The organism is Embleya australiensis (assembly GCF_051903075.1).
GTDB lineage: Bacteria > Actinomycetota > Actinomycetes > Streptomycetales > Streptomycetaceae > Embleya.
Genome location: NZ_CP182422.1, coordinates 2,051,110 through 2,075,619, shown reverse-complemented (window position 1 = coordinate 2,075,619; position 24,510 = coordinate 2,051,110). Strand labels below are relative to the sequence as shown.

The window sequence follows — 24,510 nt, the reverse complement described above, 5'->3', positions numbered from 1 at the left end:
GATCCCAAGCGTCATGACCGAGACCCACCGCCTCGAACTGCTGCCCGCCGTCGACGTCGCCGACGGCCAGGCCGTCCGCCTGGTCAAGGGCGAGGCCGGGTCGGAGACCTCCTACGGCGACCCGCTGGCCGCCGCCCTGGCCTGGCAGAGCGCCGGTGCCGAGTGGATCCACCTGGTCGACCTGGACGCCGCGTTCGGCAAGGGCAGCAACCGCGAACTGCTCGCCGAGGTGGTCGGCAAGCTCGACGTCAAGGTCGAGTTGTCCGGCGGCATCCGCGACGACGCCTCCTTGGAGGCCGCGCTCGGCACCGGCTGCCGCCGGGTGAACCTGGGCACCGCCGCGCTGGAGACGCCGGACTGGGTGCGCTCCGCGATCGCCCGGCACGGCGACCGGATCGCGGTGGGCCTGGACGTGCGCGGGACCACGCTGGCCGGGCGCGGCTGGACCCGCGAGGGGGGCGAGCTGTTCGAGACGCTGGCCCGGTTGGACGCCGACGGCTGCGCCCGCTACGTGGTCACCGACGTGAACAAGGACGGCACCCTCGCGGGCCCGAACCTGCAGCTGCTGCGCGACGTCTGCGCGGCCACCGACCGCCCGGTGGTGGCCTCGGGCGGGGTGTCCTCGCTGGCGGATCTGCGCGCCATCGCCGAACTGGTGCCGCTGGGTGTGGAAGGCTCGATCGTCGGCAAGGCGCTGTACGCCCAGGCGTTCACCCTCGAAGAGGCGTTGGAGGCGGTGTCCCGGTGACGGGAAGCGACAATTCGGCCGGATCCGGTGGTTCGGCCGGCATCGAGCGGTACTCGTCCGGCGGCCCGTGGGAGGACATGTTCGGCTACTCGCGCGCGGTCGCCGTCGGCGACTACGTGCACGTGTCGGGCTGTACCGCGATCGTCGAGGGCAATCTGGCCCACGAGGGCGACCCGCACCACCAGACGCTCGCCGCATTCCGGATCGCGCTGGACGCGCTCGCGCACTTCGGGCTCGACGCGGCGGACGTGGTGCGCACCCGGATGTACATCACCCACTCGCGCGACTCGGACGATGTCGGGCGCGCGCACGGCGAACTGTTCGGCGAGGTGCGACCGGCCGCCACGATGGTCGTGGTGGCCGGGCTGATCGACTCGCGGATGCTCGTCGAGGTCGAGGTGGACGCGTACCGGGGGAGGGCGTCGTGACGTTGGCCGTACGGGTGATCCCGTGTCTGGACGTGGACGCCGGCCGGGTGGTCAAGGGCGTCAACTTCGAGAACCTGCGGGACGCGGGCGATCCGGTCGAGATGGCCCGGGTGTACGACGCCGAGGGCGCGGACGAGTTGGTCTTCCTCGACATCACCGCCTCCTCGGGCAATCGTGAGACGACGTACGACGTGGTCCGGCGCACCGCCGAGCAGGTGTTCATCCCGCTCACCGTCGGCGGCGGGGTGCGCGCGGTCGAGGACGTGGACCGGCTGCTGCGGGCCGGTGCGGACAAGGTGGGCGTGAACACCGCGGCGATCGCACGGCCGGAGTTGATCGCCGAGATCGCCGACCGCTTCGGCTCCCAGGTGCTGGTGCTCTCGGTGGACGCGCGGCGGCGCCGCGACGGCGCGCCGGGCTTCGAGGTGACCACGCACGGCGGACGCACCGGCACCGGCATCGACGCGGTCGCCTGGGCGGCACGGGCGGCCGAGCTGGGCGCGGGCGAGATCCTGCTCAACTCGATGGACGCCGACGGCACCAAGGACGGCTACGACCTGGAGTTGATCCGCCTGGTCCGGGCCGAGGTGAGCATCCCGGTGATCGCCTCCGGTGGCGCGGGCGCCCTGGGGGACTTCGTCCCGGCCGTGGAGGCGGGCGCCGACGCGGTGCTCGCGGCCAGTGTGTTCCACTTCGGCATGTTGCGGATTCCGCAGGTCAAGGACGTATTGCGGGCGGCGGGGCAGCCGGTGCGCTGAGCCGCGAACCGGGCGAGGGAGCCGACCGCGGGTGCGGTCGGCTTTTTCGTGGCGGGATGTGCAACCTTTATTGCGAAAGATATATTGCGAAAGAACTCCTTCATATCTACCGTGGGGTCATGAGCGAGCAGCCCCCACTCCGGCGGATGATCAAGGACGTACAGACCCTCAAGGTGTTCACCCATCCGCTGCGGATCTCGCTGCTGCGGATGTTGCACGCCGGCGGCCCGGCCACCGCGTCGATGCTGGCCAAGCGGGTCGACGCGACCCCGGCCCTGGTCAGCTACCACGTGCGCACGCTGGCCGCGCACGGCTTCGTGGTCGAGGACCCCGAGCACGCCGAGGACGGGCGCGAGCGCTGGTGGAAGGTGGTCGAGGACCTGACCTTCTCGCTCGGCGACTTCGCCGAGGACCGGGTCGGCCGGGACCTGTCCACCGGCATCGTGCGGGTGCTCGGCTCGCAGTCCGAGGACCGCTACCGCCGATTCCTGGACGAGGTCGAGTCGTGGGGCCCGGAATGGGCCGGCGCCGCCTTCAGCGGTGCGCCGACGCTCCGGCTGACCGCCGACGAGCTGCGCGAACTCGGCGAGGAGCTACAGGAGTTGGTGGCCCGATACCGGGACCGGCAGACCCCGGGCGCGGAGCATGTCGAGGTCTACCTCCGAGGTTTCCCGTACCGCATGTGAGCGCCGGGCGCCGCGCCCGCGCGCCCGCCGCCCGAGCCGCCCGACGCCCCATCGAGAACCGGAACGGTGAGCATCATGGCCGTACGCGACACCACGACCGGCATCGCGACCACGACGCCTCGGCCCGCGCACCGCGACCCGCGTGTGCTGGCCTGGCTCGGCGCCTTCACCGCGTCGCTGATCGGCGACCAGATCTGGTTCCTGGCGCTGTCCTGGACGGCGGTACGCGGCGGCGACGGCACGCAGACCGGCCTGGTGCTGGCCGCCGGATCGCTGCCCCGGGCACTGCTGATGCTGCCCGGCGGGGCGATCGCCGACCGATACGGGCCGCGCCGCGTGCTGATCGGCAGCGACCTGGTGCGCTGCCTGGTGATGGTGATCGCGGCGTTCGCGGTGGCGGCGAGCAGTCCGGCGATCTGGCTGCTGATCACGATCGCGCTGGTGTTCGGCGCGGTGGACGCGCTGTTCATGCCCGCCGTCGGGGCGCTGCCGGTGCGGCTGACCGACCGCTCGCAACTGGTCCGGGTTCAGGGCATGCGCTCGTTGTCGCAGCGGGTGGCCACCGTGGTGTCCGCGCCGATCGGCGGCGCGGTGCTCGCCTGGGGCGACGCCGAACTCGCCTTCACGCTCAACGCGGCCCTGTTCGGACTCTCCCTCGCGCTGCTGTGGCGGCTGCGCCCGGGGCCCGCGCCCGAGCCGGAACCGGGCATCGAGGAGCCGGAATTGGGCCTGCGGGCCGGGCTGCGCCACGTGTTCGGGCACGAGTTCCTGCGCCCGCTCCTGATCACGGTCGCGCTGATGGAGCTGGGCTTCACCATCCCGATGAACGTCGGCATCGTGCTGCTCGCCGACGACGCGGGCTGGGGGCCTGGCGGGATGGGCGCGGTGCTGGGCGGGTGGGGGATCGGTGCGGCGATCGGCGCGTTGGGGCTGACCGTTGCCGGGCGGGTGCCGCGGCCGGTGTTCGTGCTGCCGGTGGGGATGCTGGTGATGGCCGGCGGTCTGGTCGGCCTCGGTTACGCGCCCGGGGTGGGCGTCGCGGTGGCCTGCGCGGCGGTCCTGGGCGTGGGCACCGGCGTGGTGGGCGGGGCCGGGAGCGCGCTGGTGCAGACCACGTGTGCGCCGAGTGCGCTGGGTCGGGTGACCGCGTTGCAGATGATGTTCGCGGTCGGCTTGATCCCGCTGCTGTACCCCGTCGGCGGCCTGATCGCCACGGAGTTCGGGCCCTCGGCCGTGTTCGCCGGCGGCGGTGCGGCGATGCTCGCGGGCATCGTGGTGGCACTGGGCAGCGGACCCTTTCGGCGCCGGACCTGACTTCGGGTCACGGAAGGATTCCGGTCGCACAACGATCATCTGACTCGAAGTCAAGTAGTTGGGCCCGGCCGAGCGCGAGGTTCACCCGATCGGGCAGGCTAGGCACATGACGATGCCGCCATCACCCGGACAGGGTGGCTACCCCGGATACGGGCAGCAGCCAGGCCAGGGTTATCCGAGCAACCAGCCGTACCCCGGGCAGCAGTACCCCCAGGGCGGACAGCAGTACCCGCCGCGGCAGAACCCGTACGGCGGTGGCGGACCGCAGTATCCCGGCAACTACGGCGGTGGCGGGGGCTATGGCGGCGGCATGCCGCCGGGCCCCAACCAGGGCGGCTCCGGCAAGGGCCCGCTGATCGCCGTGGTGATCGCCGCGATCGTCGTGGTCGGCGGGATCATCGCCACCCTCGTGGTGGTCCTGGGCGGGGACGACAAGAAGAAGTCGGCGTCGCCCACGCCCGCTCCGACCACCTCGGCCGTGTCCTCGCCGAGCGCCACGCAGAGCGCGCCGCCCACGACCCGCCCGACCACCACCCGCCCGACCGCGCCGCGCACCACCTCGTCCGGCGGCACGGACCCGACCATGCCCTCCGAGGTCCAGTACGTCGACCTGTCCAAGGGCGACTGCGTGACCCTGGACACCACCTCGGGCACGATCGACAAGAAGACGTGCACCAGCACGCACAACGGCGAGGTCATCATGACCTACGAACTGACTGGCAGCACCTATCCGGGCGAGTCGGCGATCACCGACCAGACCGAGACCAAGTGCACCCCGGCGCTGACCGCGGCGGTGAACGGGCGCTCCGACGCCTCGCAGTTCACCTTCACCTACACCTTCCCGAAGCAGCCGGGCTGGGACATCGGTCGGCGCAAGGTGACCTGCATCGCGAAGTACAAGTCGGGGCAGACACTCACCAAGCCCCTGCGCTGACCGAGCGCTCGGCCCTTGGGGGAGGGATCGACGTGATGAGCAGTCCCGGCGGATACCCCGGCGGTGACCGGGGCGGTGGCAACCCGCACGCCGGGGGCTACGGCAACTACGGTGGGGGAGGCTACGGCGGCGCCGGCGGTGGTTATCCGGGCGGCCCGGCGGGGCCCCCGCCCGCGAACCCGCCTCCGTCCCCGCCCTATGACGGCCCGACGATCGGCGGCCCGCCCTATCGCGCGGGCCCGCCCTACGGAGGCGGCGGCCCGCCGTACGGCGGAGGTCCGCCCTACGGCCCGCCCACCGGGCCGCCCGTGGGACCGCCCGGCGGCGGACGCAGCGGTCGGGTGGTGGCGATCGTGGTGGTCGTCGCGTTGGTGATCGCCGGCGGCGTGATCGCCCTGGTGGTGAGCCTGGGTGATGACGGCAAGAGCGACAAGGCGGGCCCGACGCCGAGCGCGACCCGGCCCACGAGCGAGCGGCCGAGCGAGAGCGCGTCGCCCACGGACTCGCCCGAGCCGCCGACGAGCGAGCCGCCCACGAGCGGGCCGGGCACGGAAGCCCCCTCCTCGCCGCCGGCGACCAACCCCAACGGCAGTGTCGCGGTCCGCAAGGTCCCGCTCAGTCCGGGCGACTGCATTTCGTTCGCGGCCGGGAGCACCGACGTGAACAAGGTCGGGTGCACCACGCCGCACGACGGGCAGCACATCGAGAACGTCGCGCTGCCGGACGGCGCGTGGCCCGGCGACGGGGCGATGGACACCAAGGCGTCGGAGGTGTGCAAGCCGATCACCGAACCGGTGATCAACCGTCAGCCCGACGCCGCGCAGTTGACCTGGCTCTACATCTATCCGAAGGAATCGGGCTGGGCCTCCGGCGATCGTGAGGTCCAGTGCCTGGTGTCCTACTCGGACGAGACCAAGAAGCTGACGGCGCCCCTGCAATAGCCTTTCGGCCGTGCACGATGCCGGCCGCGCACGATGCCGGCCGCGATGCGCGGTGGCCGGCCTCCGGCCCGGTTGGCCTCAAGCGCCGGCCGGGCTGTTTGGCCTCAAATGCCGGCCGGGCTGTGTGGCCGCAAGCGCCGGCCGGGCTGCTTGGCCTCGAGCGCCGGCCGGGCTGAAGGTGGGCTCGTGCGGGCTTGAGGATGGTGGGGTCGGGGGTGGGGTGTGGGGTCAGTTTGGGGTTGGGGTGGGTTTTTGTTGGGCCGTCCATGAGGCGTGTAGGCGGGTGTAGATTCCTCCGGCGGTGACCAGGCGGGTGTGGGGGCCGCGTTCGATCAGCTTTCCGGCGTCGAAGACCAGGATCTCGTCGGCCGATTCGGCCGTGGACATCCGGTGTGCGATGAAGACCGCGGTGCGGCCCCGGGTCAGGCCGTCCAGGGCTCGGTTGATCCGGACCTCGGTGGCCGGGTCGACCGCCGATGTCGCCTCGTCCAGGACCAGCAGGTCCGGGTCGGCGATGTAGGCCCGGACCAGCGCGACCAACTGCCGCTCGCCCGCCGACAACGACTCGCCGCGCTGGCCCACCCGGGTGTCCAGGCCGGCGGCCAACCCCGCGAGCCAGTCGGCCAGCCCCAGGTCGGCGAACGCGGTGACGATCGCCGCGTCGTCCGCGTCCGGCCGGCCGTACCGCACGTTCTCCCGCAGTGTGGCGTCGAACAGGAAGCCCTCCTGCGGCACCATCACCACCCGCGCCCGCAGCGACGAGAAGCGCACCCGGGGCAGGTCGACGCCGTCGAGCAACACCCGGCCCTCGTCCGGGTCGACCAGGCGCGTGAGCAGCTTGGCGAACGTGGTCTTGCCCGAGCCGGTCTCGCCGACCACCGCCACCCGGGTCCGGGGCGCGAGCGTGACGTCCACGTCGTGCAGGATCCGCGGGCCACCGGGATAGCCGTACGAGACGTGGTCGAACCGCACCTCGACCGGGCCGCGGGCCAACTCCTCGCCCGCCTCGCCCGGATCGGCGATGTCCGGCTCCGCGTCCAACACCTCCAGCACCCGACGCCAGCCCGCGAGCGCGTTCTGCGCCTCGTTCAGGATCTCCACGCCCATCTGCACCGGGCCCACGAACAACGTGACCAGGAACAGGAACGCGACCAACTCGCCCACGCTGAGCTGCCCGTCGATGCCCAGCCACACCCCGACGACCACCACCAGGCCGTTGGCCAGTCCGACCACGAACTCGCCCATCGGGAAGGTCAACGCGACGAACAACTGGGCCCGGGTCTGCGCGTCGCGGTGCGCGTCGACCGACTCGTCGATCCGGCGCGCGGTGCGCTCCTCGATGCCGTGCGCGCGCACGATCGCGGCGCCCACGACCGGCTCCGAGATGGCGCCGAGCATCCGGCCCATGGCGACGCGCACGTGCGAGTACGCGGCGGCGATGCGCTTCTGCACCGCGCGCATGAAGAAGTACAGCGGCGCGAAGCACACCCACACCAGCAGGGTCAACTGCCAGGAGTAGACGAACATCAGCACCGTCACCAGCGCGATCTGCCCGACGCTGACGATCAGCAACAGGCCGCCGAACTGGATGAATCGGCTGATCGTGTCCACGTCGCCGGTCACCCGCGAGACCAGCGAGCCGCGCTTCTCCGACTGCTGGTGCAGCGTGGACAGGTCGTGGATGTGCCGGAAGGCGGCCACCCGCATCGTGGACAGGCCGCGTTCGCTGGTGCGGTACAGCCGCACGTTCATCGCGTACGCCGACACCGCGGTGACCACCACCGCGAGCGCGGCGAGCGCGGCCATCGTGCGTACCACGGTCAGGTCGGGACCGGCGTCGGCGCGCAGGCCCCGGTCGATGGTCTGCTGCACGGCCAGCGGCACCACGATCCGCCCGGCCGTGCCGATCACGGCCAGCAGCAGGGTGACGATCAGGCCCTCGGTGAATTCCGGGGTCATGCGCAGGCCGCGGCGCAGCACGCTCAGGCCGGACTCGGTCGGTCGGTCGGCGTCGGGGCCTATTCGGGAGCCCGACCCGGTCTTCGGTTCGGGTTCGGGTGCGGCCGGCTTGGGCACGGCGGTGGCGATACTCATGAAGCCGTGGCCTCCTCGGCCTCGTCGACGTCGATGTCGGTGTCGAGTTCCTGCTCCGCGTCCTCGCGCGCGGCGCGTTCGTACGCGTTGACCAGGCGGCGGTAGCCCACCGAGCGCTCCAGGAGCGTGTGGTGCGGGCCGCGGTCGAGCACCCGGCCCCCCTCGATGTAGACCACCTCGTCGGCGAGCGCGATGGTGGCCTTGCGGTAGGCGACCACGACCACGGTGGCCGGTCCCGCGTCGCGCAGCCCGTGCAGGATGGCCGCCTCCACACGCGGGTCCACCGCCGAGGTGGCGTCGTCCAGGACGAGCAGGCGCGGCCGGCGCACCAGGGCCCGGGCCAGCGCGATCCGCTGGCGCTGACCGCCGGAGAGGGTGGTGCCGCGCTCGCCGACCTGGGTGTCCAGGCCGTCGGGCAGCGCGGCGACGAAGTCGGCCTGGGCGATCCGCAGCGCCTCGTGCACCGCGGCGTCGTCCAGGTCCAGGCCCAGGGTGATGTTGTCGCGGACGCTGTCGTCGAACAGGAACGCCTGCTGCGGGACCAGCGCGGCGGTGGCCGCGACCCCGCCCCGCCGGTAGTCGCGCAGGTCGGTGCCGTCGAGCAGGATCCCGCCGTCCACCGGATCGACCAGTCGGACCAGGAGCGAGACCAGGGTGGACTTGCCGGATCCGGTCGGGCCGACGACGGCGATGGTGCGCCCGGGGTCGACATCGAAGGCCACGTCGTGCAGCACGTCGGTGTCGTCGGTGTAGCCGAAGCGCACCGCGCGCGCCTCCAGGCGGGCCGGACCGGCCGCCGCGTCGCCACCCTCGATCTCGCCGTAGGTGTGCTCGCCCTCGGCGTCCAGCACGCCGCGGACCCGGTCGTAGCCGACCACCGAGCGCGGCATGTCGCCGAGCAGCCAGCCGATCGCCCGGACGGGGAAGGCCAACAGGGTGAACAGGTAGGCGACCTGCACCAGGTCGCCCGGAGCCAGATCGCCGTGCGAGACCCGGACCGTGCCGACCACCAGGACCAGCAGCACGCCGAAGCCGGGCAGCGCCTCCAGGATCGGGTCGAACAGCGCCCGGACCCGGCCCACCGCGATGTTCGCGTCGGCCAACTCCCGCGACGCGGCCGCGAACCGGGCGGTCTCCTCGCTCTCCCGGCCCAGCGTCTTGACCACCAGCGCGCCGTCGAAGCTCTCGTGCGCGATCTCCGCGACGTCGGCGCGCAACTCCTGCGCGCGCATCGCCAACGGCCCCTGCCTGCGCTGGTACACGATGTTGAGCGCGGCGATCGCCGGGAAGATCACGAAGCCGACCAGGGCCAGCGCCCAGTCGGTGATCACCATCGAGATCGCCGCGACGAACAACATCACCACCACGCCGGTGGCCATCGGCAGCGGCGCCACCGGGTTCCACGCCGCCTCGACGTCGGCGTTCGCGTTGGACAGCAGCGTGCCCGTCGGGTGGCGGTGGTGCCAGGCGAGCGGCAGCCGCAGGTATTGCCGGGTGACCCGGCGACGGAAGGTGGCCTGGAGGCGGTACTGCATCATGCCCGCCCACAACCGCCGACCGATCACGCCGAAGGCCTTGAGCAGCGCGACGCCGAACACCGCCGCGAACGCGCCGATCAGCGCGCCCGCCGTGGTGTGCCCGTCGCGGAAGGCCGGGATGATCACGTCGTCGGTGACGCGTCCGAGCACAAGCGCCGAGCCCACCGTCATCACGCCGTACACCGCGCTCGCGCCCACCGCGGCGGCGAAGATCCGAGGCTCCTCGCGGATCGCGACGCCGAGTACGCGCAGTCCTTGTCGCAGAACGACCTTGTCCGCCACGGGGCTCACTTTCACGCGGATTCCCCCGGATTCACCGGAATCCGGGGGAACGCAGCCGCCGCGAACGGGGCTGTCGACGATGTTTGTCCGATGAACGTACAAGGCGCCGCCGACCGCCCCGATTCCCCGTCCGCCCCGCCGACTCCATCCGGATCACCGGCCTCCGGGCGGATTGGAGCAGACCATTCCCGCATGTCACCCTGTTTCGGGCGCTCCCCGAGAACGGGCTCGCGACGCCCCGGTTGCCCGCAACCAAACCCCGGGTCGGGCTCGTCTCCACGGTCGTGCCCTGACCATGATCGATAGACCGAGGACGCCGCTGTGGGCCTCACCAGCCTCAAACTGATAATCCTGCTGTGCCTCGTCACCGTCGCGGCGGCGTCGGCGGCCGTGTACTTCTGGCCCAAGCTGTCCCGCCAGCACGTGGTGCCCATCCTCGGCCGGGTCGGCATCCTGCTGAGCACGCAGGTCCTGCTCCTGGCCACGGTCGCGGTGATCGGCAACCGATATTTCGTCTTCTATACGACCTGGGACGACCTGTTCGGGCGCACCGGCAAACCGGTCCTGAACTTCGGCGAGGCCGGCCCCGGCGACATGCCCAAACTGGTCAAGGAGAAGGGCACCGAGACGATAGACGTCCCGCAGGGGAGCAACCCCCAGGTCGCGGGCCAGATCATGCAGGTCGACCTGGTCGGACGACGCAGCGGGATGGGCACACCCGCGCTCGTCTACCTGCCGCCGCAATACTTCCAGGCCCAGTACAAGGACCGGCGCTTCCCCGTCGTGGTCACGCTCACCGGCTACCCCGGCAACGAGCGCAACCTGGTCACCCGGCTGGAGCTGCCCAAGATCGCCGCCAACGAGATCGCCGCCGGCCGGGTCCAGCCCACCATCTACGTGATGATGAAGCCCAGCGTCGGCCTCGACCGCGACACCGAGTGCACCGACGTGCCCGGCGGCCCGCAGGTCGGCATGTTCTTCAGCCAGGACCTGCCCGAGGCGATCAGCCAGGCCTACCGCGTCGCCCCGGGACCGCGCGGCTGGGCCATGCTCGGCGACTCCACCGGCGGCTACTGCGCGGCCAAGCTGCCGATGCTCAACTCGGACCGGATCGGCGCGGGCGTCGCGCTCTCCGCCGACTACGGCGCTCCCTCCGACGGCGATACCGGTGACCTGTACGGCGGCAGCAAGGCCTACCGCAACCAGAACGACCTGCTGTGGCGGCTGAAGAACCTGCCCATGCCGCCCGTCAGCCTCCTGCTCACCAGCAGCGAGAGCGGCGAACCCAACCTCGCCGACACCCGGGAGTTCCAGAAGCTGGCCAAGGCGCCGCTCAAGGTGGACACCCTGCTCCTGCCCACCGGCGGGCACAACTTCAAGACCTGGCAGACGGTGCTGCCCGACGCGCTGCGTTGGCTGAGCGCGCAGCAAAAGAGCGACCACCCCAAGGAGCCGGGGCCGGTGGCCGCCTCGCCGTGACCGGCCGTGTCGCGGATCGCGCCCCTTGATTTCATCCGGCGCGGGCCGAAGGATCGGCACATGCCGACTTCCCACGCCCGCGCCGAACGCGCCGCGCTCGCCGAACTGCTGCGCGTCCTCGGACCCGACGCGCCGACCCTGTGCGAGGGCTGGACCACCCGGGACCTCGCGGCCCACCTCGTGGTCCGCGAACACCGCCCGGACTCGGGACCCGGCCTGGTCTTCAAGCCGCTCGCCGGATACACCGAACGGGTACGCCTGCGGCAGGCGGCCAAACCGTACGAGCAGAGCGTGCGCCTGGTCGCCGACGGGCCGCCGACACTGTCCGCGTTCGGCATCCCCGGCGTGGACGCGGCGGCCAACACGATGGAGTACTTCATCCACCTGGAGGACGTCCGGCGCGCCCAACCCGGCGGCGCCGAACCGCGCGAGCTGGACCCCGCGCTCACCGAGATCCTCTGGAAGCGGGCCAAGGGCTCCTCGCGGATCGCGCTGCGCGGGGTACCGGTGGGGGTGGCGCTGCGCCGCACCGACACCGGCGCCGACGAGCCGGCCCAGCCGATCCACAAGGGCACCCCCGTGGTCACGCTGGCCGGACACCCGGCCGAACTGCTGCTGTACCTGTTCGGCCGCAAGGAGCACGCCCGGGTCGAGGTCACCGGCGACCCGGACGCGGTACGGGCGCTGCGCGCGGCCGATACCGGCCTGTGAACGCTCGCGCGGCCGGCCCGCGCGGGTCTGCGACAATGCGCGCATGACCGGTGCCTCCCACCCGCCCGCGCGGCCGTCCGACCTCGATCCGAGCATCGCCGCCCGCCTCAAGCGCGACCCCGACGGCCTGATCGCCGCCGTCGCCCAGGCGAGCGACACGGGCGAGGTGCTGATGGTCGGCTGGATGGACGACGAGGCGCTGCACCGCACGCTGACCACCGGCCGGTGCACCTACTGGAGCCGCAGCCGGCAGGAATACTGGGTCAAGGGCGACACCTCGGGCCACGTGCAGAAGGTGGTCTCGGCCGCCCTCGACTGCGACGGCGACGCGGTGCTCGTGCGGGTCGAGCAGACCGGCGCCGCGTGCCACACCGGCGCGCGCACCTGCTTCGACGCCGACGTCCTGCCGGTTGCCTCCTGACCGTCCGCCTCCCGACCGTCCGCCCCGCCCGTCGCCCTCGCGACCGTCCGGTCGCCGGACCGGTCCCCTCCGCCGACCTGCCGCCCGGGAGATTGCGCTCGCCATGACCACCGGAACCGTCACCCCCGACCCGGACACCTTCCGGGAACTCGCCCGCGACCGGCGCGTCATCCCCGTCACCCGGCGCTTTCTGGCCGACGGCGACACGCCCGTGGGGCTGTACCGCAAGCTCGCCGCCGAGCGGCCCGGCACCTTCCTGCTCGAATCCGCGGAGAACGGCCGCTCCTGGTCCCGCTATTCGTTCGTGGGCGTGCGCAGCGCGGCGATGCTCACCGAAGTGGCCGGGCGGGCCCGCTGGTTGGGCACCCCGCCGGTGGGCGTGCCGGTGGACGGCGACCCGCTGGAGGTGCTGCGGGCCACGATGGAGGCGCTGCACACCCCGCACGGCATCCCGGGCCTGGACCTGCCGCCGCTGACCGGCGGGATGGTCGGCTACCTCGGCTACGACATCGTGCGCCGGTTGGAACGGCTGCCCGAGTCGAGCGTGGACGACCTGCGCATCCCCGAGCTGATGATGTTCCTGGCCACCGACCTCGCGGTGCTCGACCACGTGGACGGCAGCGTGCTGCTGATCGCCAACGCGATCAACCACGACAACCGCGAGTCGGGCGTGGACGAGGCGTATCGGGCGGCGGTGGCCCGGCTGGACGCGATGACCGCGGACCTGGCCCGCCCGACCGGACTGGCCGCCGCGGCGTTCGAGCGGGCGGCGCCGGCCGAGGCGGCCGGCCCCTGGGGCTCGGCCGAGTACCGCAAGGCGGTGTCCGCGGCCAAGGAGGAGATCCGGGCCGGCGAGGCGTTCCAGATCGTGCTCTCCCAGCGCTTCGAGATGCCCACCGAGGCCGGCGCGCTGGACGTGTACCGGATCCTGCGGGCGACCAACCCCAGCCCGTACATGTACCTGTTCCGGATGCCCGGCCCCGACGGCGGCGCCGAGGGCGGATTCGACGTGGTCGGCTCCAGCCCCGAGGCGCTGGTCAAGGTCGAGGAGGGGCGGGCGATGGTGCACCCGATCGCGGGCACCCGCCATCGCGGCGCCACACCCGCCGAGGACGCCGCGCTCGCCGAGGAGTTGCTGGCCGACCCGAAGGAACGCGCCGAACACCTGATGCTCGTCGACCTGGGCCGCAACGACCTGGGCCGGGTCTGCGCGCCCGGCACGGTCGAGGTGGTCGACTTCATGTCGGTCGAGCGCTACAGCCACGTGATGCACATCGTGTCCACGGTGGTGGGCGAGTTGGCGCCGGGGCGCACCGCGCTCGACGTGTTCGCCGCGTGTTTCCCGGCGGGCACCCTGTCCGGCGCGCCCAAGCCGCGGGCGATGGAGATCATCGAGAACTTCGAGCCGACCCGGCGCGGGCTGTACGGCGGCTGTGTGGGCTATGTGGACTTCGCGGGGGACCTGGACACCGCGATCGCGATCCGCACCGCGCTGATCCGCGACGGCGTGGCCTACGTCCAGGCCGGCGCGGGTGTGGTCGCCGACTCGTCGCCGGAGGCCGAGGACGTGGAGTGCCGCAACAAGGCGGCGGCGGTGCTGCGCGCGGTGGCGATCGCGGCCACGCTGGCCCCGGCGCACGAGAGCCCGGCGTCCTGACGGACGCGGGTGCTCCGGTGGGGGCGCTTCGGGAGGCGCTTCGGCGGGGCGTGGACCCGACCCGGGGCAAGGCGCGGTGAGGCGTGGTTCATGCTGGATGCATGACCGACGCGAGGACCGAGGCCGGCGCGGCGCGCCGCGGCACCGAGACGGACGACCGATCGCCGGGCGGGGCGCCGACCGCCGAGGCGGCGGAACCCGAGGCCGGGGCGCAGACCGGGGCGGCCGGGGCGGTGGATGTCGCCGTGCGGGAACGCAAGGCCGCTCGGCGCGAGTTGACCGCCGCGGTGTTGCTGGTTCTGGTCGGCGCGGGTGTGGTGCTCTCGGTGGCGGGACGTACCTGGGCCGAGGGCACGGCGCTGGTGCACGGCTCGCACATCGCGGTGCACGCGAGCGGCAATACGATCAACAAGGCCACCTCGGCGCTCGCGCTGCTCGGCCTGGCGGGCGGCCTCGCGATCCTCGCGACCCGGACCGTCGGCCGCACCCTGATCGGCGCGCTGATCACGCTGGCGGGGGCCGGGGTCACCGTGCTGGCCGTACAGGGCGCGCGCGACACCTCGGCGGTGGACGGCGAGGCGGCGAAGAAGGCGGCCGTCGAGGGGGTACGGGCCGTGGACGTGAGCCACGCGGTCTGGCCGTGGTTCGCGGCCGTGGGCGGTGTGCTGATCGTGCTGGCCGGGCTGTTCGTGGTGATCCGCGGGCGGCGCTGGCCCGGAATGTCCAACCGCTACGAGGCGCCGGCGGGGCGGGGGGCCGCGGCCCGGCGGCGTACCGCGACCAACGCGGACCTGTGGAACGCGTTGGACCGGGGCGAGGACCCCACGCGCTGAGCACTGCTCCCGGCGGGTGACAATAAGAATCGCGCGGGTGCGACCCGCGCGCTTACGCGTGTGCAGTTTGATGTGAAGCCGAAGGAGTCGATCGATGTCGTCGCAAGCCGGAAACCACGGCAGCACCCCCGCGGCCTGGACCGTGACCATACTCGCGCTGATCGGTTGCACCGTCTCGGGTGTCGCGATGATCGCGGCCAACGTGATGCTTTTCTGGGTCGGGGCCGCGGTGGTGTTGGTCGGTTGTATCGCCGGTGCGGGGATGCGGATGGGTGGGCTTGGGGCTGCGCCCGCGCGGCGCTGACGCCTCGGTCTTGGCCTGGAGCGCACCAGGGCCGTGCGGCGGCGGCCTTTGGCCTCAAGCGCACTCGGGCCGTGCGGCGAGCCTTTGGCCTCAAGCGCCGGCCGGGCTTTTTGGGCTCCAGCGCCCGGTGGGTTGCTTGGGCTTGGGTGCCGGCTGGGCTGGGTGGCCTCAGGCGCCGGCCGGGCTAGTTGGGCTCCAGTGCCCGGTGGGTTGCTTGGGCTTGGGTGCCGGCTGGGCTGGGTGGCCTCAGGCGCCGGCCGGGCTAGTTGGGCTCCAGTGCCCGGTGGGTTGCTTGGGCTTGGGTGCCGGCTGGGCTGGGTGGCCTCAAGCGCCGGCCGGGCTTTTTGGGCTCCCGCGCCCGGTGGGTTGCTTGGGCTTGGGTGCCGGGTGGGCTGGGTGGCCTCAGGCGCCGGCCGGGCTGGGTGGGCTCTGGCGCTGCTTGGGCTCACGTGTCGGCGGGGTTGCCTTGGGGTTGGGTGCCGGTCTGACTGGGTGGGCTTGGGCCTGCGTGTTGGTGGGTGGGTTTTCGGGTGGTGGTGGGTGGCTTGTTCTAGGGTTGGCTTGTCGGCCTAGGGGGGAAAGTGGCGTACGGCTACCCGGGGGCTCCCGGTGATGGGGATCGGACGCGGGAGTGGAACGCGCCGCCTCGGCCGTTCGGGCATTCCGTGTCGCCTTATGGGCCGCCCACCACGCCGCCGCCTGCCGGGCCGCCGCCGGGGGCGCCGGACAACTACCTCGCCTGGGCGGTCGTGGCGACCGTGTTCTGTTGTTTTCTGGCCGGGGTTTCGGCGCTGCTCGCGGCGACCAGCGTCAACGAGCGGTGGCAGCGCGGCGACGTGGCGGGGGCCCGGCTCGCCTCGCTGCGGGCGCGCAACTGGACGATCGGGACCGTTCTGCTCGGGGTGATCTTCTGGACCACCTGGATGGTCGGCGTCTTCCTGCTGGGTTGGAAAGACACGCTGGGTGACCTGTGACGGCGCCCGCCGACGGCACAATGAGTCCGTGAGCATGCCCGCCCGCCCCGCGCCGGCCACCGGATTCCGGCTGCGCAACCTGGGGCTTCCGGCCACGAGTCTGGCGGTGCTCACGGCCGCCACCACCTATGTCGGCCTGGTGGATCCGCGCGAGAGCGGCCACTACCCGTCCTGCCCCTACCTGGTGATCACCGGCCTGGCCTGTCCCGGCTGCGGCGGGCTGCGCTGTGTGCACGCGCTCACCCACCTCGACCTGCCGGCGGCGCTGGGCTACAACGCGCTGGCGGTCGCGCTCTTCCCGCTGATCGGGTGGTTGTGGCTGCGCTGGGCGGTGCGTACCGCGCGCGGCGAGCCGCGGCGCACGTTGGCCGATCCTCGGTGGTTGCGGGCGCTGCTGGCCGTCGTACTGGTCTTCTGGATCGTTCGCGACCTGCCGTTCGGCGCCGGGCTCGCCCCCTGACGCACAGTGATCGGCGGCGGTTTCGCGAGCCGGACCGTGCGCACGGGGCGACCGTGCGACGCCGTATGCTGCCCCCACCTCTTCGGCGGTGCGATGTGTCGGGTCTGTTCGAATCGGCCTATACCATCGAAGGGCCGGGGGAGCAGGTTCTCCGGACGAACGAGGGGATGTAGGGCGTGACTGTGCTCGACGAGATCATCGACGGCGTCAACGCCGACCTCGCCGAACGACAGGCCCGCGTATCCCTTGACGAGATCAAGGAACTCGCGGCCCAGGCGCCGGCGCCCCGCGACGCGGAGAGCATCCTGCGCGGCGACGGCATCGCCGTCATCGCCGAGGTCAAGCGCTCCAGCCCCTCCAAGGGCGCGCTCGCCGCGATCGCCGACCCGGCGGGCCTCGCCGCCGACTACGAGTCCGGCGGCGCCTCCGTGATCAGCGTGCTCACCGAGCAGCGCCGCTTCGGCGGCTCGCTCGACGACCTCGACGCGGTTCGCGCCGCGGTCGACATCCCGGTCCTGCGCAAGGACTTCATGGTGACGAGCTATCAGCTGTGGGAGGCCCGCGCGCACGGCGCCGACGTCGCCCTGCTGATCGTCGCGGCCCTGGAGCAGAACGCGCTGATCTCGTTGATCGAGCGCTCCCGCTCGATCGGTCTCACCACCATCGTGGAGGTCCACGACGAGGAGGAGACCGCCCGCGCGCTCGACGCCGGCGCCACCGTGATCGGGGTCAACGCGCGCAACCTCAAGACCCTCGAGGTGGACCGCAACAACTTCGCCCGGATCGCCCCGCTGATCCCGGACACCTGCGTGCGCATCGCCGAGTCCGGCGTGCGCGGCCCGCACGACCTGATCGCCTACGCCAACAACGGCGCCGACGCCGTCCTGGTCGGCGAGTCGCTGGTCACCGGGCGCGACCCGCGCAGCTCGGTCGCCGACCTGGTCGCCGCCGGCGCCCACCCGGCGATCCGGCACGGGCGCGGCTGAGGGCGCGGGCACGATGAGCATGGACCCGCGACTGGCCCGGGGCTGCAAGCCCCGCGGCTGTCGCGCGCCCGCCCGCCGGGTGCGTGGCCGCCGCGTGCGGTACGTGATCGGCTGCGAGCCCGGCCAGGTGCCGGGCAGCCGATGGCGCCGACACGTTTCCTGACCCACCCGTCAGCAACGTGCCGTCCCACGGCATGCCACACCGACAAGGACCCCGCATGTCCAGCACTGCCCAACTGCCGGATCCCTCCGGCCACTTCGGCGTCTTCGGCGGGCGGTTCCTGCCCGAGGCGCTGATCGCCGCCCTCGACGAGCTGACCGCCGCCTACGACAAGGCCAAGGACGACCCGCAGTTCCAGGCCGAGTTCACCGGCCTGCTGCGCGACTACGCCGGTCGCCCGAGCATCATCACCGAGGCGCCCCGCTTCGCCGAGCACGCCGGCGGCGCGCGGATCATCCTCAAGCGCGAGGACCTCAACCACACCGGCTCGCACAAGATCAACAACGTGCTCGGCCAGGCCATCCTGACCAAGCGCATGGGCAAGACCCGGGTGATCGCCGAGACCGGAGCCGGCCAGCACGGCGTGGCCACCGCCACCGCGTGCGCGCTGCTCGGCCTCGAGTGCGTCGTCTACATGGGTGAACTCGACACCCAGCGCCAGGCGCTCAACGTGGCCCGGATGCGGGTGCTCGGCGCCGAGGTGATCCCGGTCGCGATCGGCTCGCGCACCCTCAAGGACGCGATCAACGAGGCGCTGCGCGACTGGGTCGCCAACGTCGACACCACCCACTACCTGCTCGGCACCGCGGCCGGCGCGCACCCCTTCCCGGCCATGGTCCGCGACTTCGTCCGGGTGATCTCGGTCGAGGCCCGGCAGCAGGTGCTCGACCTGACCGGGAAGCTGCCCGACGCGGTCTGCGCGTGTGTGGGCGGCGGCTCCAACGCGATCGGCGCCTTCCACGCCTTCATCCCCGACGAGGGCGTGCGGCTGTACGGCTTCGAGGCGGGCGGCGACGGCGTGGAGACCGGACGGCACGCCGCCTCGATCACCGGCGGCTCGATCGGCGTACTGCACGGCGCGCGCACCTACCTGCTCCAGGACGAGTACGGGCAGACGCAGGAGTCGCACTCGATCTCGGCCGGCCTGGACTACCCGGCCGTCGGGCCCGAGCACGCCTGGCTGCACCAGACCGGCCGGGCGATCTACCGGCCGATCGACGACGCCCCCGCGATGGAGGCGTTCCGGCTGCTGTGCCGCACCGAGGGCATCATCCCGGCGATCGAATCGGCGCACGCCCTCGCCGGCGCGATCGAGGTCGGGCGCGAACTCGGCCCCGACGCGACCATCCTGGTCAACCTCTCCGGGCGCGGTGACAAGGACATGCACACCGCCGCCAAGTACTTCGATCTCCTCGACGCGGAAGCGGAGCAGTCGTGACCGGCACCGGCACCACCACCAGGCTCACCGAGGTGCTGGCCGCGGCCCGCGCGGACAACCGCGCCGCGCTGGTCGGATACCTCCCGGCGGGCTACCCCTCCGTCGAGGGCTCCGCCGCCGCGATGCGCGCGATGGTCGAGGGCGGCTGCGACATCATCGAGGTCGGCCTGCCGTACAGCGACCCGCAGATGGACGGGCCCGTCATCCAGCGCGCCGTCGAACACGCGCTGGCGCACGGCACCAACACCCACCACGTGATCGACAACGTGCGCGCGGTCGCCGAGACCGGCGCCGCCACGCTGGTGATGTCCTACTGGAACCCGATCGAGCGCTACGGCGTCGAGCGGTTCGCGAGCGAGTTGGCCGCGGCCGGCGGCAGCGGGGTGATCACCCCCGACCTGATCCCGGACGAGGCCCACGAGTGGATCGCCGCCACCGACCGCCACCGGCTGGACCGGATCTTCCTGGTCGCGCTGTCCTCATCGGACGAGCGCATCGCCTACACCACCCGACACTGCGGCGGCTTCGTCTACGCCGCCTCCGTGATGGGCGTCACCGGCGCCCGCGCCTCGGTGAGCACACTCGCGGGCGACCTGGTCGCGCGCACCCGCGCCACCACCGATCTGCCGGTGTGCGTGGGCCTGGGCGTCTCCACCGCCGCCCAGGCGGCCGAGGTGGCCGGCTACGCCGACGGCGTCATCGTCGGCTCCGCGTTCGTCCGCGCCCTCCTGGACGCGCCGAACGAACAGGCCGGCCTGGACGCCGTCCGCGCCCTGGCCGGCGAACTCGCCGAGGGCGTCCGCAAGCGCTGACCCGCCCCCGAAGCTCTCATCCCGTGTAAAAACCCAACAAAATGAGCACCGGCTGACCGACGGCCGCCGCAGCACTCCAGCGGCGGCCGTCGGCATGCCGCGTGCCATCCCACCCCAACCCCCATCGGAGGAACCCGCGTTGAGCGCCAAGACCAGGACCAACCGAACGCCCGTCATCCTCGCCGTCGTCGGCGTGTTCGTGGTCGCGGTGCTGGCCGCCGTCCTGGGCGTCGTGCTCACCACGGGCAACGAGAGCAAGAGCGACGACTCCGGCCCCGCGGCACAGCCGACCGGCGCCAAGGCGGCCATCCGCGACGTCGACCTCGCGAGCCTGCCCGCCGCCGTGCGGGCCGACGGCACCATCCGCGTCGGCGGCGACGCGGCCCCGGTCACCGTCACCGTGTACGAGGACTTCCGCTGCCCGTTCTGCAAGCGCTTCGAGGCCAACTTCGGCCCGCTGCTCGCCGACTACGTCCAGGCCGGGAAGATCAAGGTCGACTACCACATCGCGTCCTTCCTGGACGGCAAGCTCGGCGGCACCGGATCGGTCAAGGCCGCCAACGCCGCGCGCTGCTCGGTCGACACCGGCAAGTTCGCCGCGTACCACGCCGTGCTGTTCAAGAACCAGCCCGACGAATCCGAGGACGGCTACACCGCCGGCCGCCTCCTGGACCTGGCCGGCCAGGTCCAGGGCCTGCGCGGCGAGACCTTCGACGCATGCGTGAACACCGACGCCAACGCCGCCTGGGTGAGCGCCTCCGAGAGCACGTTCGAAAGCTCCGGCGTCTCCGCCACGCCCGCGATCGCCGTCGACGGAAAAATTCTGGACTCCGGGAACTCGGCCATGCGTTCGCCCGACAACCTTCGTGAACTGCTCGACCAACGCCTGGGGAACCCCGGGAGTGGTAAGGCGGCGCTCGGACAGGAACCTCAGGCGCCTTCGGCCGGTTAGACAGGACATGTGCCGGTCCGGGTGCGGGGGACCAGTGGACCGGCCGTCCCTGAACCTCACCCGTCGTGACGGAGGTCAGACCGTGGGAAGCAAGACGATCGAGCCGGCGGCCGAGCGATGAGCGCGACGGCCGGCCCGACCGGGGCGAGAGCGGCAGGCCCGACCGGAGCGAGAGGGGCGGGCCCGCTCGCGGGTCTGCGGCCATACGTGCCGTGGATCGGCCTCGCCGCCCGGCTCGGCCTGGCCTTCGTCTGGGCATACGCCGGCTGGGAGAAGGCACTCGACCCCGACCAGGCCGCCTACGCGGTCCGCGGCTACGACGTGCTGCCCGACGGCCTGGTCGACCCCGTCGGCTACGCCCTGCCCTACCTGGAACTGGGCCTGGCCCTGCTCCTGGTGTTCGGCCTGGGCACCCGGCTCGTCGCGTCACTGTCCGCGCTGCTCCTGCTCGTGTTCATCGCGGGCATCGCCCAGGCGTGGGCGCGCGGCCTGGCGATCGACTGCGGCTGCTTCGGCGGCGGCGGTCCGGTCGAGCCGGACAAGACCGCGTATCTCGAGGAGATCCTGCGGGACTGCGGCTTCCTGCTGCTCGCGATCTGGCTGATCGTCTTCCCCCGCACTCGGCTGTCCGCCGACGCCTGGCTGTTCCCGGAGGAACCGCCCTACGACGAGGACTTCGAGGACGAGGACGACGAGGACGCCGACGAGGACGAGGCGCACACGGTGGCGGACGAGCACCGCGGGGACGCGAACCGGAACCCCGGAACCCGGGAACTGAAAGGCCCTGAGATCACGTGAGCTCGAAGAATTCGGCAGGCAAGCGCACCGCGCGCGAGCGGATGGCCCAGGAGCGCGCCCGCCAGGAGGCGGCCGACAAGCGCAAGCGGATGCTGATCATCGCCGGCGCCGTCGTGGCCGTCCTCGCGGTCGTCGCCATCATCGGCGTGGTCGTCGGCACGTCCAAGACCAACAAGAAGAAGGGGCCCTGGAAGGACGCGCTCGCCAAGCCCGCGAGCGCCCCGCCCAACCTGTCCGCGGACGGCCTGGGCATCCCGGTCGGCAGCAACCCCAACGCCCCCTCGCTGATCATGTACGAGGACTTCCGCTGTCCGATCTGCCACGAGGTGGAGAAGGCGCTCGGCCCCACCCTGCGGCAGATGGCCGACGCCGGCACGATCAAGATCGACTACCACATCGCCTCGTTCCTGGACGGCAAGCTCGGCGGCAACGGCTCCAAGTACGCGGCCAACGCGGCCGGGTGCGCGCAGACCGCGGGCAAGTTCGCGCCGTACCACGACACCCTCTACGCGAACCAGCCGGACGAGTTGAACGACAAGTTCGGCAACCGCTCCTATCTGCTCGACCTCGCGAGCAAGGTCGACGGCCTGCGCTCGCCGGCCTTCGACCAGTGCGTGAACGACCTGAGCCACGCCGGGTGGGTGAACCAGGTCGAGGACGCGTTCCAGCACGCCAAGATCGGTGACACCCCCGTCACCGGCACCCCGACCGCTGGCATCAACGGCAAGACCATCGACCTGATCGTCAAGGGCCGCGGCCTGGCCACGCCCGACGAGGTGCGCGCGCAGATCCTGGCGGCGATCAAGTAGTCACCGTCCGTCGCCGCAGCAGCGGGCGCGACCCCGAAATCCCCGGGATCGCGCCCGTTCGCGCGTGCCCGCCAGCACACGTTCGCCCCCGCACCCGGTAGCGTCGTACCCGCCATGGACCTCGCATTCATTCCCAGCCCCTCGCGCGGACAGATCGACCTCGGTCCGATCCCGCTGCGCGGCTACGCGCTGTGCATCATCCTCGGTGTCGTCCTCGCGATCTGGCTCGGCGAGCGCCGCTGGGTCGCCCGCGGCGGTCGCGCCGGCACGGTCGGCGACATCGCCGTGTGGATGGTGCCCTTCGGCCTCGTCGGAGGCCGCCTCTACCACGTCGTCACCACGCCGGAGCCGTACTTCGGCGACGGCGGCGACCCCATGCAGGCGTTCGCCGTCTGGAAGGGCGGCCTCGGCATCTGGGGGGCGATCGCGCTCGGCGCGGTGGGCGCCTGGATCGGCTGCCGGCGCCGGGGCATCCCGCTGCCCGCGCTGGCCGACGCGCTCGCCCCGGGCATCGTGCTCGCCCAGGCGGTGGGCCGCTGGGGCAACTGGTTCAACCAGGAGCTCTACGGCCGCGAGAGCGACGTGCCGTGGGCGGTGAAGATCGACGGCGACCACAACGTGATCGACCCCGGCCAGAACGGCACCTTCCACCCGACGTTCCTGTACGAGTCGTTGTGGTGCATCGGCGTCGCCGCGCTGGTGATCTGGGCCGACCGCCGCTTCAAGCTGGGCCACGGCCGGGCGTTTGCGCTCTACGTCGCGGGCTACACGGTGGGCCGGTTCTGGATCGAATACATGCGCGTCGACGACGCCGAACACGTGCTCGGCATGCGGCTGAACAACTGGACGGCGATCCTCGTCTTCGCCGGCGCCCTCGTCTACATCTGGGTCTCCGCCCGCAAGCACCCCGGCCGCGAGGCCCCGGAGACGCTGCGCGGACACGACCCCGAGCGCGGGGACGACGCGGACACGGTCGGGACGGACGCGGACGCGGACACGGACACGAAGGCGGTCGACGCGGACGCGGAGCAGAGCGACCCGGACGCGACGAAGGCCGCCGTCGACCTCGGGAAGTCCGACCGACCCGTCGACGCCGACGCGGAGCCGGACGCGGCGGCGAGCGACGCCGAGCCCGGCCCGGACGACGCCGGGGAGCACGCCGGCTCCGGCCCGCGCAAGGCCGCCGACAAGGGCTGACCGACCCACGCCGAAGGCCGTCCGAACCCGCGCCCACCTGCGGGTTCGGACAGCCTTTCCTGGCCGGCGGCACCCGGCGGCGAAACGGTAGCGTCGTGGCCCCAGCGTGACGAGAGGGCCGAACGAACCGTGAAGACCAGCGACATAGCCGCCGAGGCGCCCGACCCCGCCCCGGAGCTCGGACACCAGGACGGCATCGACCACACCCACCGCGACATCGGCGGCGGCTGGCTGCGCCCGGCCGTGTTCGGCGCGATGGACGGACTGGTCTCCAACTTCGCGCTCATCTCCGGCATCGTCGGCAGCGACGCGACCCCCAGGACCGTCGTGGTCACCGGCCTTGCCGGCCTGGCCGGCGGCGCCTTCTCGATGGCGGCGGGGGAGTACACCTCGGTCGCCTCGCAGGCCGAACTGGCCCGCGCCGAGGTCGAGGTCGAACGCCGCGAACTGTGCCGCAGCCCCGAGGCCGAACAGCGCGAGCTGGCCGAGCTGTACATCGCCCGCGGCCTGGACGAGGACCTGGCCGTCGAGGTGGCCCGGCAGCTGTCCCGCGACCCCGAGCTGGCCCTGGAGATCCACGCCCGCGAGGAACTGGGCGTCGACCCGCACGACCTGCCGTCGCCATGGCTGGCGGCCGGCTCCTCGTTCGCCTTCTTCGCCATCGGCGCGCTGCTTCCGCTGCTGCCGTACCTACTCGGGGCGACCACCCTCGCGCCCGCGCTGATCCTGACCGCCCTCGGCCTGTTCGGCGCCGGCGCCGTGGTCTCCCGGGTCACCGCCCGGCCGTGGTGGTTCGGCGGAACCCGCCAGTTGGTGCTGGGCGCGGCGGCGGGCGGACTGACCTATCTGCTCGGCCTGCTGATCGGCCGCCAGGTATGAGAGGTGCCCACGACGTGAACGCGGCGTGAGGCGTCCGTAACCTGCGCGTAGCTCGGCGACCCCACCCGGAAACCAA

General features: G+C 72.3%; 26 protein-coding genes. 24 read left to right on the top strand and 2 right to left on the bottom strand.

Going from position 1 to position 24,510, the window contains the following annotated elements; genetic code table 11:
* Window positions 1–13 precede the first annotated feature (13 nt).
* The 7 genes from priA to ACMXN5_RS08580 all read left to right on the top strand — a co-directional run bounded on the left by priA (window position 14) and on the right by ACMXN5_RS08580 (window position 5,809).
* A complete protein-coding gene (priA, locus tag ACMXN5_RS08610; RefSeq protein WP_380030647.1) occupies window positions 14–748 on the top strand; it encodes a bifunctional 1-(5-phosphoribosyl)-5-((5-phosphoribosylamino)methylideneamino)imidazole-4-carboxamide isomerase/phosphoribosylanthranilate isomerase PriA in 735 nt (244 codons plus the stop codon).
* Window positions 745–1,176 (top strand): RidA family protein, encoded by a 432-nt coding sequence (locus ACMXN5_RS08605; protein ID WP_439674747.1) that lies wholly within the window; start codon window positions 745–747, stop codon window positions 1,174–1,176. Before priA ends, ACMXN5_RS08605 begins: the two co-directional genes overlap by 4 nt.
* Window positions 1,173–1,934, top strand: a complete 762-nt coding sequence (gene hisF / locus ACMXN5_RS08600; RefSeq protein WP_439674746.1) for an imidazole glycerol phosphate synthase subunit HisF — start codon at window positions 1,173–1,175, stop codon at window positions 1,932–1,934. Before ACMXN5_RS08605 ends, hisF begins: the two co-directional genes overlap by 4 nt.
* A gap of 119 nt (window positions 1,935–2,053) precedes the next feature.
* On the top strand, window positions 2,054–2,620 hold the full coding sequence (locus tag ACMXN5_RS08595; protein WP_439674745.1) for a helix-turn-helix domain-containing protein: 567 nt from the start codon (window positions 2,054–2,056) through the stop codon (window positions 2,618–2,620).
* 75 nt (window positions 2,621–2,695) lie between these two features.
* Entirely contained in the window at window positions 2,696–3,934 is a 1,239-nt protein-coding gene (locus ACMXN5_RS08590) for an MFS transporter (protein WP_439674744.1), read from the top strand.
* 106 nt (window positions 3,935–4,040) lie between these two features.
* The gene (locus ACMXN5_RS08585) at window positions 4,041–4,868 is read left to right on the top strand and encodes a septum formation family protein (RefSeq protein WP_439674743.1); all 828 of its coding nucleotides are present in this window, start codon (window positions 4,041–4,043) and stop codon (window positions 4,866–4,868) included.
* A gap of 35 nt (window positions 4,869–4,903) precedes the next feature.
* The gene (locus ACMXN5_RS08580; RefSeq protein WP_439674742.1) at window positions 4,904–5,809 is read left to right on the top strand and encodes a septum formation family protein; all 906 of its coding nucleotides are present in this window, start codon (window positions 4,904–4,906) and stop codon (window positions 5,807–5,809) included.
* A gap of 228 nt (window positions 5,810–6,037) precedes the next feature.
* Here the strand turns inward: ACMXN5_RS08580 and ACMXN5_RS08575 are convergent, their stop codons facing one another.
* Complete coding sequence (locus ACMXN5_RS08575) at window positions 6,038–7,903, bottom strand: ABC transporter ATP-binding protein (RefSeq protein ID WP_439674741.1); 1,866 nt, start codon at window positions 7,901–7,903, stop codon at window positions 6,038–6,040.
* Window positions 7,900–9,723, bottom strand: a complete 1,824-nt coding sequence (locus ACMXN5_RS08570; protein ID WP_439674740.1) for an ABC transporter ATP-binding protein — start codon at window positions 9,721–9,723, stop codon at window positions 7,900–7,902. Before ACMXN5_RS08570 ends, ACMXN5_RS08575 begins: the two co-directional genes overlap by 4 nt.
* A gap of 321 nt (window positions 9,724–10,044) precedes the next feature.
* Here ACMXN5_RS08570 and ACMXN5_RS08565 point away from each other — a divergent pair, with 321 nt between their 5' ends.
* From ACMXN5_RS08565 to ACMXN5_RS08485, 17 genes are all read left to right on the top strand, one after another.
* Window positions 10,045–11,202 (top strand): alpha/beta hydrolase, encoded by a 1,158-nt coding sequence (locus tag ACMXN5_RS08565; RefSeq protein ID WP_395788967.1) that lies wholly within the window; start codon window positions 10,045–10,047, stop codon window positions 11,200–11,202.
* A gap of 60 nt (window positions 11,203–11,262) precedes the next feature.
* A complete protein-coding gene (locus ACMXN5_RS08560) occupies window positions 11,263–11,913 on the top strand; it encodes a TIGR03085 family metal-binding protein (protein ID WP_395788965.1) in 651 nt (216 codons plus the stop codon).
* Window positions 11,914–11,956: 43 nt separating this feature from the next.
* Window positions 11,957–12,334 (top strand): phosphoribosyl-AMP cyclohydrolase, encoded by a 378-nt coding sequence (gene hisI / locus ACMXN5_RS08555; protein ID WP_439674739.1) that lies wholly within the window; start codon window positions 11,957–11,959, stop codon window positions 12,332–12,334.
* A 103-nt stretch (window positions 12,335–12,437) separates the two neighbouring features.
* Window positions 12,438–13,991 carry an anthranilate synthase component I gene (locus tag ACMXN5_RS08550; protein WP_439674738.1) on the top strand — a complete coding sequence of 518 codons (1,554 nt, stop codon included), beginning with the start codon at window positions 12,438–12,440 and terminating at the stop codon, window positions 13,989–13,991.
* Window positions 13,992–14,092: 101 nt separating this feature from the next.
* Window positions 14,093–14,824, top strand: coding sequence for a TIGR02234 family membrane protein (locus ACMXN5_RS08545; RefSeq protein WP_439674737.1), 732 nt, complete (start codon window positions 14,093–14,095; stop codon window positions 14,822–14,824).
* Between the two features lie 94 nt (window positions 14,825–14,918).
* The gene (locus tag ACMXN5_RS08540) at window positions 14,919–15,128 is read left to right on the top strand and encodes an HGxxPAAW family protein (protein WP_078977628.1); all 210 of its coding nucleotides are present in this window, start codon (window positions 14,919–14,921) and stop codon (window positions 15,126–15,128) included.
* 665 nt (window positions 15,129–15,793) lie between these two features.
* Complete coding sequence (locus ACMXN5_RS08535) at window positions 15,794–16,102, top strand: CD225/dispanin family protein (protein WP_439674736.1); 309 nt, start codon at window positions 15,794–15,796, stop codon at window positions 16,100–16,102.
* A gap of 34 nt (window positions 16,103–16,136) precedes the next feature.
* Window positions 16,137–16,562 carry a DUF2752 domain-containing protein gene (locus ACMXN5_RS08530; protein ID WP_439677974.1) on the top strand — a complete coding sequence of 142 codons (426 nt, stop codon included), beginning with the start codon at window positions 16,137–16,139 and terminating at the stop codon, window positions 16,560–16,562.
* A gap of 176 nt (window positions 16,563–16,738) precedes the next feature.
* Window positions 16,739–17,548, top strand: coding sequence for an indole-3-glycerol phosphate synthase TrpC (gene trpC / locus ACMXN5_RS08525; RefSeq protein WP_380011426.1), 810 nt, complete (start codon window positions 16,739–16,741; stop codon window positions 17,546–17,548).
* 31 nt (window positions 17,549–17,579) lie between these two features.
* Window positions 17,580–17,711 carry a tryptophan biosynthesis modulator TrpM gene (gene trpM, locus ACMXN5_RS08520; protein WP_380011470.1) on the top strand — a complete coding sequence of 44 codons (132 nt, stop codon included), beginning with the start codon at window positions 17,580–17,582 and terminating at the stop codon, window positions 17,709–17,711.
* A 55-nt stretch (window positions 17,712–17,766) separates the two neighbouring features.
* Window positions 17,767–18,987, top strand: coding sequence for a tryptophan synthase subunit beta (trpB, locus tag ACMXN5_RS08515; protein ID WP_380011423.1), 1,221 nt, complete (start codon window positions 17,767–17,769; stop codon window positions 18,985–18,987).
* Window positions 18,984–19,799: a tryptophan synthase subunit alpha gene (gene trpA / locus ACMXN5_RS08510; protein ID WP_380030668.1), complete on the top strand. Its 816-nt coding sequence runs from the start codon at window positions 18,984–18,986 to the stop codon at window positions 19,797–19,799. The genes trpB and trpA overlap by 4 nt, the downstream gene beginning before the upstream one ends.
* A 139-nt stretch (window positions 19,800–19,938) precedes the next feature.
* Window positions 19,939–20,751 (top strand): DsbA family protein, encoded by an 813-nt coding sequence (locus ACMXN5_RS08505; RefSeq protein ID WP_439674735.1) that lies wholly within the window; start codon window positions 19,939–19,941, stop codon window positions 20,749–20,751.
* Between the two features lie 207 nt (window positions 20,752–20,958).
* A complete protein-coding gene (locus ACMXN5_RS08500; protein ID WP_395788953.1) occupies window positions 20,959–21,549 on the top strand; it encodes a MauE/DoxX family redox-associated membrane protein in 591 nt (196 codons plus the stop codon).
* The gene (locus tag ACMXN5_RS08495; RefSeq protein ID WP_395788951.1) at window positions 21,546–22,358 is read left to right on the top strand and encodes a DsbA family protein; all 813 of its coding nucleotides are present in this window, start codon (window positions 21,546–21,548) and stop codon (window positions 22,356–22,358) included. Before ACMXN5_RS08500 ends, ACMXN5_RS08495 begins: the two co-directional genes overlap by 4 nt.
* Before the next feature lie 114 nt (window positions 22,359–22,472).
* Window positions 22,473–23,555, top strand: a complete 1,083-nt coding sequence (gene lgt / locus ACMXN5_RS08490; RefSeq protein WP_439674734.1) for a prolipoprotein diacylglyceryl transferase — start codon at window positions 22,473–22,475, stop codon at window positions 23,553–23,555.
* 129 nt (window positions 23,556–23,684) lie between these two features.
* Window positions 23,685–24,434 carry a VIT1/CCC1 transporter family protein gene (locus ACMXN5_RS08485; RefSeq protein ID WP_439674733.1) on the top strand — a complete coding sequence of 250 codons (750 nt, stop codon included), beginning with the start codon at window positions 23,685–23,687 and terminating at the stop codon, window positions 24,432–24,434.
* The last annotated feature ends 76 nt before the right edge of the window (window positions 24,435–24,510 follow it).